Origin of the sequence: Nocardia cyriacigeorgica, assembly GCF_029868385.1 — a bacterium.
Taxonomy (GTDB): Bacteria; Actinomycetota; Actinomycetes; order Mycobacteriales; family Mycobacteriaceae; genus Nocardia; species Nocardia cyriacigeorgica_F.
Genome location: NZ_JARWNX010000055.1, coordinates 23,746 through 37,264, shown reverse-complemented (window position 1 = coordinate 37,264; position 13,519 = coordinate 23,746). Strand labels below are relative to the sequence as shown.

The following is a 13,519-nucleotide window of genomic DNA, read 5'->3' as shown; positions in this document are numbered from 1 at the left end:
CCGTCCCGGTGATACCCGGTCGCCAATGTGGATCCGTGATTGCCCAACGGGAGCAAACCGCGCCTGGGGCGGTCGGCCGCCGACGGGCCGCCGCGCCCAGGGGGCGCCCTACCCCCCGTGGTGGCGCGTCGCTGGGCGGCGGCGGCGCTCCGCGCCGCCTGGCCGCGCCTTGATCCTGTATGGCGAAATTCGGCAACCACTCGCGGAACGTGGGGCGCACACGGAGAATCGAGCCCATGACTGCGCTCGCGTTGACACCGGAACGTCGATCGGAACTGGCCGCCCTGCTGGGGGACGAATCACGGCTGCGGGCTGAGTTTCCCAAGGTGGCGGAGTATCTTGACACCGCGCCGATGCTGGCTGGCACCGGGAATCAGGACGCAGATGCCGCATTCGATCTGCGGTTCGTGCACTACATGACCGGCGGAGGTGCCGAGTGCGCGAACCCGTACTGGGACATCGTGGCTCCGTCCGTCGCGGTCGACGCGGAACGTCGGGTGGTCAACGGAGGAAGTCCGATCGGAAGCGTTCGGCTGGGATTTGTGCAGACGATCTTGCAGAGCACATACGCGTACGCGGTTCCCTCGCCGGAGACGCTGAGCTGGATCCGGACATTCAGTGGAGGTCGTCGCGTACTCGAGCTGGGCGCTGGCCGGGGCTACTGGGCAAAGCAGCTTGCCGACCATGGGATCGACGTGGGAGCGTTCGATTCGGAACCACCGGACACCACGGCGAACCCGTCGTTTCCGGGTGCTGAAGGTCAACGGGACGTGTGGTTCCCGGTGGCGGGGCTCGACCAGTTCGACACGGAGCTCGACGGCGAATCGGTTCTGTTCCTGTGCTGGCCGCCGGGATGGGGAAACCCGATGGCGTCGACGGCACTGGAGAAGTTCGAGGCCCGGGGCGGTCGGCGCGTGATCTTCATCGGGGAACCGCAGGGCGGCAAGACGGGGGATGACGCGTTCTTCGCGCGCCTGACAGAGGCGTGGACGCTGGAATCTGAAGACTCGCAGCATGTCTCGTGGTGGAACCTCGGGGACGTTGCTCAGGGCTGGGTGCGGTCCGCATAGGCCAGATACGAAAGATGGCCCGATCGGCAATGCGACCGGGCCACCTTCGGCGAGCTGTCCTAGGACTGGGGTTCGAGTGTCATACGGAACACGAACGATTCGTACCGGTCCTTGGGATACGACACGTCCGACACCATCAGCACTCGGCCGTCTCGGATGAAGCGCTGGTGAATGGTCTTCACCAGCTCGCCGGACGGCACCTCCAGCCACACCGCGTGTGTCGGCGCGGGCATCTTGTCGGCCACGGTCTCCTCGAGCACAGTCGCGGTTGAAACATCCGTACCTGGCACCTGGTAGCTGTCCGAGATAGAGACCGGTCGACCGCGCTCAGCGGCCATCGTCACGATGTGCTCGACATCGGCGTTCAGATCGATCCCGAATAGGCCGGCCAATTCATCGTCGGCGGGAATGACCCTCGTCTCTCGTTCGATCTGCACGTCGTCTTCACCAGCTGCGGACTCGTTTCCGAAGGTCACTTCCGGGTCTTCCAACTGCCGTTCCGGGGAAACACGCACCAGCGTCGGCCGCGCTGCGACGAACGTCCCTCGGCGCTCAATCGTGTAAACGAGCCCCTGGCGGAGCAGCAGGTCGATCACCTTCCGAATGACAATCTCGGATACCCCGTGCCGCTTCGCCAGCTCGGAATAGCTCGGTAGCTGCGTCCGCGCAGCAAGGGCACCGCTGCGGATCTCCCGCGCGATCTCTCCCGCGATGGACACGTACGCAGGCTCACTCATGTCTCTGACTCCTCCGGGTCGATAAAAGCTGCTGGTCATACGCAACTGCGTATACACACCTCAGAGTACGCCCTCGATTGGGATCCCGCCGCGAAAATCCCCGCCCCGACCTGCGCATACACAGAAAACCTTGTGCGTATACACAACTGCGTATACGCTGTTGTGTATGCACAGATCGTGCAGCGATTCACATCACACAGGAGTCAAGATGGCTATCAAGCGGGGTCACCAGTTTCCGGTCGAGTTCAGTGCAGCGTTTCCGCGTCAGCTGCTGTTGATGGGCGAGATCGGCCCGGCGATCAAGTACAACCCGGACCGGAACGCGGTCCCGGAGCAGGAATTCGATTTCAACCCGAAGACGGGCGAGGGTTCGGGCCTTCCTCTGTGGAAGGCGACCGTGACCGACCCGGATGAGGGCACTCACGACGGCGTCAAGGGCAAGGCCAAGCGTGCGTCGTTCGAGATCACCTTCGTCTCGTCGCACCAGCCGGTCCCGGCCACGGAGGAAATCGCTCCGGGCACCGGGCTGCGGATGATCGAGCTGGACGGCCTGACCGCCGAGCCCCGAATCATGGGACAGGGCGATTTCAAGTACGTCGGCTACGTCTACCGCGCGACGGGCATCAAGGGTGACACCAACACCCCGCGCGCCGAGGCTCCGAGCGGCTCCAAGACTGCTACCTCCAACGGTGCGAAGGCGGCCGCGTGATGTATTACCGGTCGTTTGATTCGCGAGTCGTGATCCGCTATCGGGCTGCCAACCCGGTGAAGGGACTTCAGGCGCTGGCGCTGGTTGATTGGCGCGGAGTTGGGCGCACGGACATGTTCCTCACGATCGCTGATGTCCAGTACCTGTCGGGTCTGGATCTCGAGGATCTCGGGGACTGCTTGCGGGTGATGGACGAGGACGCAGCAGCGTTCGCGAACGCCTTGCCCGGCGTACTCGCCGACCACGAAGCGGCTGAAGCTGATAGCGGGAAGTCGGCGGCGTGATGCTCACACAGTCACGGTGGATGACGGCAGCGCGTGTGTTCGCGGTCCTGGTGATCGTGGGCGTGGGCGCTGCCGCCTTCCGGCTCTCGTTTGCCACGCTGGCGGATCTGGCCGAGCTGGCCAACATTCCGGCCTCGGATGCGTGGCTGTTCCCGCTGATCGTCGACGGCACCATTTGCCTTGCCACCCTCGGCGCTCTGGTGCTGGCGAAGTCGCCGGAACGTCATTTCTTCCTCTGGGTCCTCGGCGCTGGTGCGGTGGTGTCGGTGGCGGGCAACAGCCTGCACGCGGTAACAGATGGCCGGCCACTGCCCGGCTGGGCCGCTGCCCTGGTCGCTGCCATCGCCCCGATATCACTGCTGGTCGACACGCATTGTCTGGCGGTGTTGTTCCGTGCCGCGCAACGGCATTCGGTGACAGCACCAGAAGCGGCCACCGAACCCGAACCGGCCTTGGAGCCTGAAACGGCTGCCGCGACACCCGAACCCGTGGATGTCCCGGAGCCGGAGGCCGTCGCTGAGCCGGTAACCGAGCCGCTTCCGGTGCCGACTCCGGAGCCTGTCGTGGTGCCGCGTCCGGTGGTGCGGCCTGTTCGTCCTGTTCCTGTTCGTCCGCGTCCGGTTCAGCCGATGCTGCCGATCGCTGTTCCTGTTGGGGGTCTCTGATGTCGAAATCTGCCCTGTGGGCTGGTGTTGCGGTGTTGCCGCTGCTGGTCCTGCTGCCCGCCCCGATCGCTGCCGCTGATCCCGGAGCCAAGTGCGTGATGCTCTGCGACGCCCCGGCCCGGCCGCCCGCCGATGAGTGCGTCATGAACTGCGAGCCCGGCCCATCGGTCGACATGCAGATCTGCATTCGGTGCGGGCTCCCGATCCCGTTGCTCGGCAAGCCGAAGGAGGAACCGAAATGGTGAAGCTGATCCTTCGCCCGGCCGTGGTCGGTGTGCTGATGCTCGCTGTGGTGATCGTGGCCCCGCTGGCGCTGCTGCTGACCCTGGGCAGCAACACCGAGACCCCGGAAACGGCTCCGGTGGTGTCGGTGTCGGTGCCTCCGTCGGTGCTCGGATGCGCGATGTTCTGCCGCGCAGACGAGATGCAGCACGCCTCGGCCGCGCAGGTGCCGGGTTGCGCGATGTTCTGCCGCGATGGGGAGGTGCAGCGATGAGCGCCGTAGCTGCCCTCGTCTCGGCCGGAACCATCGGCGCTGTCGCGGTCATGGGTTGGTGGTCACGCCTGCGTGCGATTGGTCCGCGACCGCAGACGCCGGCCGAAATGGCTGCCGATGCTCCGCCTGAGCTCCGCACTGCGGTGTTCATCGTGACCGATCCCGGTCAGTTGTCGCTGATGTGGCCCGCCCTTGACCTGGGTTCGCCGGAGTCCGGCTACCCGAACATCGTGTCTGCCGACTACACCGCAACCGGCCTGGTGGTGGAGGTACAGATGTTGGGCGGGCAGTCGCTCAAGGACTGGAACAACGACAACACCCTCGACGCCCTCGCTCACTACCTCGCGGTGCCGAAGGTGCTCGCCTCGTCCCCGGCGCCGGGCTACATCCGCCTCGATATCCGCACCAACGACACCCTCGCCGAATCGAAGCCGGTAAACGAGGTCCTGCATTACGGCGTCGACCTCGAGGCGGTCCCGGTCGGGGTCACCGAGCACGGGCGGTCGTGGCTGCTGAAGGTGCTCTACGTCCACATCCTGCTTGCCGGTGCCATGGGCTCGGGTAAAGGCAGCGTGTTGTGGTCGATCATCAACGGCATCGGCCCCGCGATCAAAGCGGGTCTGGTGGATGTGTGGATGGCAGACCCCAAGGGCGGCATGGAATTTTGGCGAGGTCGCCGGTTGTGGGTGCGGTTCGAGTGGGACGGTCCCGGCATCCTGGCCATGCTCGAAGAGGCCGTCCAGATGATGGACGAGCGGGCTGCTCGGCTCCGGGATGCCGGTATCCGCAAGCTGGTTCCGACCGCAGATGAGCCGTTGATCCTGATCGTCATCGATGAAGCTGCCGCCCTGTCGTCGTATGCGACTCGCGAGGATCAAGAGCGGTTCCGCCAGTTGACCGGGCTTCTGCTCTCCAAAGGTCGCGCGGTCGGGTTCTCGGTGATCGCCGCATTGCAGGACCCGTCGAAAGAGACGATGCCCAACCGGCAACTGTTCCCGGTCCGTATCGGCCTGCGCCTGGATGAGCCCACCCAAACCGCGATGGTCCACGGCCAAGGCGCACGGGATCGCGGTGCCCGGTGTGACGAGATTTCCGACCAGACACCGGGTGTCGGATACGTCGGTGAGGACGGCACCACCGAGTTCGTTCGGGTCCGCGCGTTCTGGGTCTCCGACGACGACATCGACCGCATCGTCGACACCTACGCCCCCGACCAACCCGACCTCGCACCCAAGGGCGACTACAGCGGCTTCGACCCGGATTACATCCCCGGCGAGGACGACGACCCGGATGGGCTGGTGGCGGCATGAAACGGGGCTTTGTGACCGAAACCCACGTGGTCATCTACTGCGACGGCTGCGGCGACCCCTACACCGAGAACACCAGCGAATCGATCTGCTTCGCCTCGGTCCACCAGGCCGTCAGCCACCTGTCCCACCGCTCGGCGGTCGTGGGCTGGATCTACGACGGTGACCGCGTGTGGTGCGACGGCTGCCGGGCCGCTGCCCGCTGCCAAGAGGCCGGCCATTTCTTCACGGCCCCGGCCCGACTGTTCCGACCCAACCGTCCCTCCGTCTGCACCGTGTGCGGCATCCACGAAAGCGAGACCCACGCATGAACAAGATCATTCGCGACAACATTGACGCCGTCACCGATATCCGGTCGCGTCGCCGCTGCCAGCTCGAACGCGGTGGCCTCGACCCTGTCGCCGTCGCTATCAACCTGCTCGCCGAGACCGGTTCGGCTCCCGGCTGGGACACCGATTTGGACGGATGGGCGGCATGACCACCCCGCAGGACAAGCCACCGGATCGGCGGGTGGATCAGCTCCTGGCCGACGCTGCCGCCCGTCACCGCCGCCGCAAGGCACCCCGCAAGACCAGCGAACCCCAACAGCTCGCACTGTTCGACCTTCCCGGAAGGACCCCCAAGTCATGACTGTCACCAAGGTCAAGATCGTCCGTGATGCCGACCCGGCGAGCGAGATTTTCACCGCCGTCATGTACGCGCTCATGTACGCCGTCGCCGGTGCCGCTATCGCGGTCCATTGGGCGCTGCTGTTCCCCATGATCTCGCTGCCGATCGCCGCCGCCATCGCGGCCGGTGTGCTGTGGGGCTGGCCGTTCGGGATCGGGGTCGCCGGGATATCCGGAGCGGGGATCATGCTCTGGCGACTGCGGAGACCAGAGATGTTCGAGCGATGGGTAACCCGGCGTGCCCGAACCCGATTCCTCGCCTGGTGGCGCTATCGAGTGCGCTGGAACCGCAAACTCACCGCCTGCGGCCTCGCCATCATCGACGGCGACGCCACCCGGATACCGCGACTTCTGTCCGTGGCCATCGGTGAGCACTCCGACCGAGTCCGGGTGCGGATGCTCGACGGCCAATGCCCCGCCGACTACGACAACCGCACCTCCCACCTCTGCCACGCCTTCGGCGCCCTCGACTGCCACGCCGACCTGCTCGGTCGCGGTGTCTACGAACTGACTTTCCGCCGTTCCGATGCCCTCGCCGAGACCGTGGTTCTGCCTCGTGTCGATCACTGGACGAAGAAGGAGGCTGCTTGATGGACACCTCACAGGCCGCGACCCCGACCCGCCAGACTGCCGCTGAGCGTCGCGCACTCCCCGATTTCCGGGCCGTCGCCACTGCGTTGGCCGATGAGGAGAAGGTGTGCCGTCGGCCTGTGCCGATGCGTGCGGAGGACCCGAAAACGTTGCAGGTCAACTACATCGGGACTCCGTGCAAATCGACCATCGAATCGGTGTGCCCGGCCTGTGCCGCTCAGGCCCGCTACCTGCGGATGACCCAATGCCGCGAAGGCTGGCACCTCGACAGTGAGCCTGTCCACGAATGCAACGAGCCCACCTACCAGCAAAAGGGCCTGATCGCGGCCCGCGCGGATATGTTCGCCCAATACCTCGAGGCCGCCGACAACGGCGACCGCGAGGCCATGGCCGGAATCCGGGACGTCGTCGCATCCCTCGACGTGGAGCTCCGCGAATCCGGCTTCCGGGGACGTCTACCGGACTTCGACAAGAAGCCCACCGACCGCCGCAAGCGCTCCACTCGTCGCCGTCAGGACGCGCCGAACCTGCCGCGCCTCAAGGTCTCCAAGACCACGGTCGGCAAGATCATCGGCGGCTACCGATCGTCGATGATGGTCACCCTGACCATGCCCTCCTACGGGGCGATCAACCCCGACGGTGCCACCGACAAGGACGGCAAGACCTGCTCGGATGGTTCTCCGCGTCGCGCCGATGAGTACGACTATCCGCGTGCTGCCCGCGACATCGTGCATTTCTCGTCGCTGTTCGACCGGTGGATGCAGAACCTTCGCCGCGTCCTCGGCTACGAGGTGCAGTACTTCGCCACCGTCGAACCGCAGAAACGCGGCGCGCCGCACCTGCACATCCTGTTGCGCTCGGCGATCTCCCGCGACATCCTCCGCCAGGTCACCGCGGCGACCTACCACCAGGTGTGGTGGCCCCACCACGACCGCGAGGTCTATACCGACCGGATGCCGTTCTGGGACGAAAAGGCCGGCACTTTCCTCGACCCAGACACGGGCACTCCGCTGACCGGATGGGATGAGGCCCTCGATGTGATGGATTCGGTCGATGACCTCGAGCCCGCCTACGTGATCCGGTTCGGCGAGCGCATGGACCCCGGCCACATGAAGGGCTACATCCCCGGCCCCAAAGCCGACCGCGCAATCGGCTACGTCACCAAATACCTGACCAAGTCGATCAGCGAGGTTCTGGACACCGAATCGGCCCGGACCGCGATCCACTACGACCGCCTCCACGACGAGCTGTGCAAGACACCATGCTCGCCCCGCTGCGGGGTCTGGCTGCGCTACGGCATCGTTCCAAAGGGTGCGACCAGCAAGACCATTCCCGGACGGTGCAAGAGCAAAGCCCACCGTCGCGACACCCTCGGCCTGCCTGGTCGCCGGGTGCTGGTCTCGCGTCGCTGGTCGAACAAGACCCTGCCCGACCACAAGCAGGATCGCGCCGAATTCGTTCGGCAAACCCTCGCCGCTGTCGGGATCGTCAAGCCCGACCGCTCCCACCTGATCATCACCCCGGTCGAGCCCGGCGACAAAGCCGTGCCGCCGCGTGACCACCTGATCATGGCCACGATCTCCCAGCGCATCAGCTGGCGAGCCGAATACACCCGCGCACGCCTCGCGGCCCCACCGGGCGCACCAGATCTTTCAGCAATCCAGCAAGCAGCAGCGTAGAAGGGATCTCGTCATGTCGAAATTGCTCACCGAGTCCGATGTCCGGAAGCTCATCCCGATCGGACACAGCAAGTACTACGAACTGATCGGGTCGGGCGAACTGCGCTCGGTCAAGATCGGCCGTCGCCGGTTCGTCACCGAACAGGCCATCGCTGACTACATCGCGGGTCTTGACCAGGCGTCGGCGGCATGACCAGGCGACAGCTGCCGCAGCAGATCACCAAGATCACGGTTCCTGAGCGGGGGACCGGCAATCCGGTGGTGCGGTACGAGGTTCGGGCGGATGCTGGCATCAACCCTGAGACCGGCAAGCGGCACCAGGTCAAGCGGCGGTATCGCACCGAGAAGGAAGCCCGCGACGCTCTGGTGAAGTTCCTTGCTGGCGCTGCCGCCGGGGAATTCGTGCCCCGCAAGGACATAACCGTCGAGCAAGTCTGCGCGGATTGGTTCGGCAGTCTGCATTGGGCACGGCCGACGACAATCGCCGGGTACAAGTACAACCTCGCGCCCCTTCGGGAGAAGTACGGCGAACTGCCGGTGCAGAAGCTCACCCGCAAGCACCTTGACGATCTGGTGTCGGCGCTCAAGGCCGGAGGCACCACGACGGCGAAAGGGAATGTCAGACGCCCGTGGGCTGCTCGCTCGCTCAAGCGCACGGTCGAGACAACTGCAATGGTTCTGGACTACGCCAAGGATCGGAAACTGGTCCCGCATAACGTGGCCGAGTCGATCAAGCCGAAGTCAGGCCGAAAGCGCAAGCCCAAGACTTACACTGCGGCCGAGGTCCAAACCTTCCTTGTCAGCCTCGACGGCGACCGTGACGGGCACCTGTGGTTCCTGGCGCTGTGTGGCCTGCGGCGGGGCGAACTCGGCGGGTTGCGGTGGTCGGGTGTGGACTTCAAGGCCAAGACGCTGACTGTGCACATCGGTCGGGCTGCTGCGGACGGCAAGGCAGTGGAGGACGACCCCAAGACCGAAGCGTCGGAACGGACTCTGCCGATGGATGACGAGATGGTGGACGTACTGCGACGGGCTCGTCGTCGGCAAGCAGCGGACAAGCTGCAACTCGGGGAGGCGTACCAGGACGGCGACTACGTGGCGTGCAACGACGACGGCACCCCGTATCACCCGGACACGATCACGCACCGGTGGGGGAAGGCGGTCAAGCGGGCGGGGCTGCGTCATATCCGGCTGCACGATGCTCGCCACACCTGCGGCACGACAATGCACCTCCGGAAGGTCCCAATGGCCGTTATCGCGGCATGGCTCGGGCACGCGGATGCCAGTGTCACAGCCCGGATCTACACGCACTCGCAGGACGAGGCGCTGCGGGACGCCGCTCGCACTTTGGGTGAGGTTGTGTCATCTCGTGTCATCGACGCCAGCTGATCGCACTGACGAGAAAGGCCCCCGCCAGCTGAAGCGCTGGTACGGGGGCCTTTCGCATGTGTGCCCTCGGCAGGAATCGAACCTGCGGCCTTCTGCTCCGGAGGCAGACGCTCTATCCCCTGAGCTACGAGGGCGGGGATCGGGCCGGTCGGGGCCGGGAGGGCCGTCCGATCGGGCTGGGAAAGCGTATCGCATCCGGGGCTGTTGGCCAAAAGTGGTTCAGTTCAGCGGCAGCGGGGTGGCGCCGCGGGCGGCGAGCATGCCGGTCATCAGGCGCGACTCGCCCTGCTGGGTCTGGTCCATATTGCTGGCCAAGGTCCGTACCGCCGTGGTCTCGGCGTAGGTTTCGGCGTACTGGATCATCGGCAGCCCGCCCTGGTGGTGGCGCAGCATCAGTTGCAGGAACAGCACATCCAGCGCGGGGCCCTCTGCTCGGCGCAGTGCGGTGAGGTCCTGCGAACTCGCCATACCAGGCATCTCGCGCACCGGGCCGTCCATCCCGTGGTCGGCTGTGGCGCCGGTGTGATCGTGGCCGCCGCCGTGTTCGGTCATCCAGCCCATATAGCCGTCGACCCCACGCGCGGGCTCACCCCACAGCTGCAACCACCCCTGCATCCGCCCGACCTGATTCTGCTGGGTGGTGAGGATGTCGTAGGCCAGGCGCCGGACATCCTGATCGGTGGATCGGATCAAGGCGACACCGGCCATCTCCACCGCCTGCGCGTGGTGGGCCGACATGTCCTGACCGAATCCGATGTCGACCGCGTTCGGCGCCGGTTCGGGGTCGCGGTCCAGCGGCAGCCGGGCCAGTACGCCGATGGCGAAACCGAGCACGAGCGCCCCGATGACCCCGAGGACGAGCAGCGCCGTCCGCTGCCGCCGCACCTGCCCGGAGAAGCTCGAATCGTCATCGGAAGGTTCGGTGTCGTCTGCTCCGCCGGAGTTCGTGCTGTCGTCGGTGGGTGTCGCTGCGTCGTGATCGTCCGCGGCGCTCACCTCGGATTCCGGCGCGCGCTCCGAATCCGCGGTGGTGGTCTCATCGGAGTTCGTCGGCCGGTCTACCGATCCCATCTACTGACCCGAGCCAGCAGCGGGCGGAACCGGGGCGCTACCGGGCTCCGGCGCTCCGCCGGGAACCGCGCCGCCAGGTACGGCTCCGCCGGGTACAGCTTCACCGGGAACGGCTCCCGGCACCGCACCACCGGGCACGGCTCCACCAGGCACCGCACCACCCGGCACAGCACCGCCGGGCAGCGGCGCGCCACCCGGCATACCGGGGATACCGGGAACGCCGGGAACACCGGGCAGCCCACCCGGCATACCGCCGAGTTCGGTCGGATCCGGTGTGATGCCGCCGCCGTCCATCGGCACCGCGTCGGGACCGGGGGGAGTGGGGTCGAACGGCGGCGGGTTCTCGGTGTCGAACACGATCGTCGAGCAGTCCGCGCCGATCTCGGGGTAGGCGTAGGAGTTCAGCCGCAGCGCGGTGATGAACTGGCCGACCCGCTTGTCGTCGGCGCTGTCGAGCGCGAGTTGATGGCCCCACGATTGCATGGAAACCGCCGACGGCTGCCCCGGATAGGGCGACATCATCGTGTACTGCTCACCCCTGACCTTGCCGGCGAGCGTCTCGACACCCGACGCATCGACCTTGTCCGGGTTGTAGGTGATCCAGACCGCACCGTGTTCGAGGGAGTGCACCGCATTCTCCACCCGGATCGGCTTGTCGTAGACGACGCCGGTGCAGGTGGCCCATGAACTGTCGTGCGGTCCGCCGAACGGCGGGGTCTGGTCGTAGGCCACCCGCTGGTCGGGACCGATGTGCAGACCGGCGGGGTACTCCTTCTTCACCACACCCTCGATACCGAGCGAAGGGTCCTGGTTGTCGGCGCTCGGAGTGAATCTCTCCAGTTCCGCCGCCTCCTGGTACTTCGGCACCAGGCTGTAGGCCAGTGCGCCGATGAGCGCGACGATCACCGCGCCCGCACCGATGGCCAGCCACGGAATCTGGCGCTGACGTGTACCTTTACCCTTACCGCTGCCCTTGTTACGGCCGGGCCCCGCCTTTCCGGCGGCCTTGACGGCCTTGGCCGATTTGGCGCTGGTCTTGCTCGGCATCGCTGATCGTGCTCTTTCGACGTGGTGGACGGTCCTTCTCGCGCGGTGCCCGCGTGAGCGCGAACACCTGGTGCCCACTCGTGGTGCACACCTGCCCAGACCATAGGATAGAGACTCGTGACTCCAGCTGACCTTGCAGATCTCCTTCACGCGACCGCGGCGAAGGTGCTCGTCGAACGTGGACTGGACCCGGCGGTCCTGCCCGATGAGGTCACGGTGGAGCGTCCCCGCAATCCGGAACACGGCGACTATGCCACGAATCTGGCCATGCGTGTCGCGAAGAAGGCCGGAACCAATCCGCGTGAACTGGCCACCTGGCTGGCCGAGGCGCTCGATGCCACCGACGCCGTCGCCGCGGCCGAGGTCGCCGGCCCCGGCTTCCTGAACATCCGGCTCGCCGCCTCCGCGCAGGGCGCCATCCTCGAGCAGGTGCGCGCGGCGGGCGCCCGGTACGGCACCGCCGACGCTCTCGCGGGCACCAAGATCAACCTCGAGTTCGTCTCCGCCAATCCCACCGGCCCGGTGCACCTGGGTGGCACCCGCTGGGCGGCTGTCGGTGACGCGCTCGGCCGCATCCTGGACGCACAGGGCGCCCATGTGGTGCGCGAATACTACTTCAACGATCACGGCGCGCAGATCGACCGCTTCGCCGAATCCCTGGTCGCCGCCGCAACCGGCGCCCCGACCCCGGAGAAGGGCTACGCGGGCGCCTACATCGCTGAGATCGCGGACAAGATCGTCGCCGAGCATCCCGGTGTGCTCGACATCGAGCCGTCGGCCCGGCTGGAGCGCTTCCGCGCCGAGGGCGTCGAGCTGATGTTCGCCCACATCAAGAAGACGCTGCACGATTTCGGCACCGACTTCGACGTGTACTTCAACGAGAGTTCGCTGTTCGCCTCCGGTGCGGTCGAGGAAGCGGTGAACACCCTGAAGAACTCCGGCGACCTGTACGAGAAGGACGGCGCCTGGTGGATCGCCAGCTCCGAGTACGGCGACGATCAGGACCGCGTCGTCATCAAGAGCGATGGCAACGCCGCCTATATCGCCGGTGACATCGCCTACTTCCAGAACAAGCGGGCCCGCGGCTTCGACCTGTGCATCTACATGCTCGGCGCCGACCACCACGGCTATATCGGCCGGTTGAAGGCCGCCGCCGCCGCGTTCGGCGACGATCCGGCCACCGTGGAAGTGCTGATCGGCCAGATGGTGAACCTGCTGCGCGATGGCGTCGCGGTGCGGATGAGCAAGCGGGCGGGCACCGTCGTCACCCTCGACGATCTGGTCGAGGCCATCGGCGTGGATGCCGCGCGCTACTCGCTGGTGCGCAGCTCGGTGAATTCGAGCCTGGACATCGACCTGGATCTGTGGACCAAACAGGACAGCGTCAACCCGGTCTACTACGTGCAGTACGCCCACGCGCGGGCCGCCTCCATCGGCCGCAATGCCGCCGAATTCCCGGAGTACGGCACCGTCGAACCGGACTTCGCGCTGCTCACCGCCGAGGAGGAGGGTGCGCTCATCCGCACCATCGGCGAATTCCCCCGCGTCGTCGCCAGTGCCGCGAGCCTGCGGGAACCGCATCGGATCGCCCGCTACCTGGAGGAACTGGCCGGGGCCTACCACCCGTTCCAGACCAACAAGTCCCTGCGCGTGCTGCCGCTCGGCGACGAACCGGTCTCACCGACCAATGTCGCCCGCCTCGCGCTGGTGAACGCCACCAAGCAGGTGCTGGCCAACGGTCTGGCCCTGCTCGGCGTCTCCGCACCGGAGCGCATGTGAACGCGCGGCACCGGGCATCGAACGAAC

The 13,519-nt window shown here is 66.3% G+C and carries 17 protein-coding genes, 1 tRNA gene and 1 pseudogene; 15 read left to right on the top strand and 4 right to left on the bottom strand.

Annotation, left to right across the window (positions count from 1 at the left end; translation table 11 throughout):
• The first annotated feature begins 236 nt into the window (after nucleotides 1–236).
• Nucleotides 237–1,070, top strand: a complete 834-nt coding sequence (locus QH168_RS17895) for a hypothetical protein (protein WP_280235826.1) — start codon at nucleotides 237–239, stop codon at nucleotides 1,068–1,070.
• A gap of 59 nt (nucleotides 1,071–1,129) precedes the next feature.
• Here the strand turns inward: QH168_RS17895 and QH168_RS17890 are convergent, their stop codons facing one another.
• Nucleotides 1,130–1,807, bottom strand: coding sequence for a GntR family transcriptional regulator (locus QH168_RS17890; RefSeq protein ID WP_280235825.1), 678 nt, complete (start codon nucleotides 1,805–1,807; stop codon nucleotides 1,130–1,132).
• Nucleotides 1,808–2,084: 277 nt separating this feature from the next.
• Between QH168_RS17890 and QH168_RS17885 the strand changes: the two genes are divergently transcribed.
• The 13 genes from QH168_RS17885 to QH168_RS17825 all read left to right on the top strand — a co-directional run bounded on the left by QH168_RS17885 (nucleotide 2,085) and on the right by QH168_RS17825 (nucleotide 9,595).
• The gene (locus QH168_RS17885; RefSeq protein WP_280235824.1) at nucleotides 2,085–2,516 is read left to right on the top strand and encodes a hypothetical protein; all 432 of its coding nucleotides are present in this window, start codon (nucleotides 2,085–2,087) and stop codon (nucleotides 2,514–2,516) included.
• Entirely contained in the window at nucleotides 2,513–2,800 is a 288-nt protein-coding gene (locus QH168_RS17880) for a hypothetical protein (RefSeq protein WP_280235823.1), read from the top strand. Before QH168_RS17885 ends, QH168_RS17880 begins: the two co-directional genes overlap by 4 nt.
• 20 nt (nucleotides 2,801–2,820) lie before the next feature.
• Entirely contained in the window at nucleotides 2,821–3,465 is a 645-nt protein-coding gene (locus QH168_RS17875) for a DUF2637 domain-containing protein (RefSeq protein ID WP_280235822.1), read from the top strand.
• A 32-nt stretch (nucleotides 3,466–3,497) separates the two neighbouring features.
• Nucleotides 3,498–3,710, top strand: a complete 213-nt coding sequence (locus QH168_RS17870) for a hypothetical protein (protein ID WP_280235821.1) — start codon at nucleotides 3,498–3,500, stop codon at nucleotides 3,708–3,710.
• Nucleotides 3,704–3,961: a hypothetical protein gene (locus QH168_RS17865; RefSeq protein WP_280235820.1), complete on the top strand. Its 258-nt coding sequence runs from the start codon at nucleotides 3,704–3,706 to the stop codon at nucleotides 3,959–3,961. Before QH168_RS17870 ends, QH168_RS17865 begins: the two co-directional genes overlap by 7 nt.
• Before the next feature lie 152 nt (nucleotides 3,962–4,113).
• On the top strand, nucleotides 4,114–5,271 hold the full coding sequence (locus tag QH168_RS17860; RefSeq protein WP_280235819.1) for an FtsK/SpoIIIE domain-containing protein: 1,158 nt from the start codon (nucleotides 4,114–4,116) through the stop codon (nucleotides 5,269–5,271).
• Nucleotides 5,272–5,282: 11 nt separating this feature from the next.
• Complete coding sequence (locus QH168_RS17855; RefSeq protein WP_280235818.1) at nucleotides 5,283–5,579, top strand: hypothetical protein; 297 nt, start codon at nucleotides 5,283–5,285, stop codon at nucleotides 5,577–5,579.
• Nucleotides 5,576–5,746, top strand: coding sequence for a hypothetical protein (locus QH168_RS17850; protein ID WP_280235817.1), 171 nt, complete (start codon nucleotides 5,576–5,578; stop codon nucleotides 5,744–5,746). Before QH168_RS17855 ends, QH168_RS17850 begins: the two co-directional genes overlap by 4 nt.
• Nucleotides 5,743–5,898: a hypothetical protein gene (locus tag QH168_RS17845; protein ID WP_280235816.1), complete on the top strand. Its 156-nt coding sequence runs from the start codon at nucleotides 5,743–5,745 to the stop codon at nucleotides 5,896–5,898. Before QH168_RS17850 ends, QH168_RS17845 begins: the two co-directional genes overlap by 4 nt.
• The gene (locus tag QH168_RS17840) at nucleotides 5,895–6,527 is read left to right on the top strand and encodes a hypothetical protein (protein ID WP_280235814.1); all 633 of its coding nucleotides are present in this window, start codon (nucleotides 5,895–5,897) and stop codon (nucleotides 6,525–6,527) included. The genes QH168_RS17845 and QH168_RS17840 overlap by 4 nt, the downstream gene beginning before the upstream one ends.
• Nucleotides 6,527–8,206, top strand: coding sequence for a replication initiator (locus tag QH168_RS17835; RefSeq protein WP_280235813.1), 1,680 nt, complete (start codon nucleotides 6,527–6,529; stop codon nucleotides 8,204–8,206). The genes QH168_RS17840 and QH168_RS17835 overlap by 1 nt, the downstream gene beginning before the upstream one ends.
• A 13-nt stretch (nucleotides 8,207–8,219) precedes the next feature.
• Nucleotides 8,220–8,399 carry a helix-turn-helix domain-containing protein gene (locus QH168_RS17830; RefSeq protein ID WP_280235812.1) on the top strand — a complete coding sequence of 60 codons (180 nt, stop codon included), beginning with the start codon at nucleotides 8,220–8,222 and terminating at the stop codon, nucleotides 8,397–8,399.
• Entirely contained in the window at nucleotides 8,396–9,595 is a 1,200-nt protein-coding gene (locus tag QH168_RS17825) for a tyrosine-type recombinase/integrase (protein WP_280235811.1), read from the top strand. Before QH168_RS17830 ends, QH168_RS17825 begins: the two co-directional genes overlap by 4 nt.
• Before the next feature lie 61 nt (nucleotides 9,596–9,656).
• Here QH168_RS17825 and QH168_RS17820 read toward each other — a convergent pair.
• The 3 genes and pseudogenes from QH168_RS17820 to QH168_RS17810 all read right to left on the bottom strand — a co-directional run.
• Nucleotides 9,657–9,729 (bottom strand) — tRNA-Arg (locus QH168_RS17820).
• Between the two features lie 85 nt (nucleotides 9,730–9,814).
• Complete coding sequence (locus tag QH168_RS17815; protein WP_280235810.1) at nucleotides 9,815–10,666, bottom strand: DUF305 domain-containing protein; 852 nt, start codon at nucleotides 10,664–10,666, stop codon at nucleotides 9,815–9,817.
• A 171-nt stretch (nucleotides 10,667–10,837) separates the two neighbouring features.
• Nucleotides 10,838–11,713: pseudogene (locus QH168_RS17810) on the bottom strand (DUF3105 domain-containing protein); the annotation flags it as partial.
• A gap of 117 nt (nucleotides 11,714–11,830) precedes the next feature.
• Here QH168_RS17810 and argS point away from each other — a divergent pair.
• The gene (gene argS, locus QH168_RS17805) at nucleotides 11,831–13,492 is read left to right on the top strand and encodes an arginine--tRNA ligase (RefSeq protein WP_280235808.1); all 1,662 of its coding nucleotides are present in this window, start codon (nucleotides 11,831–11,833) and stop codon (nucleotides 13,490–13,492) included.
• Nucleotides 13,493–13,519: the final 27 nt, after the last annotated feature.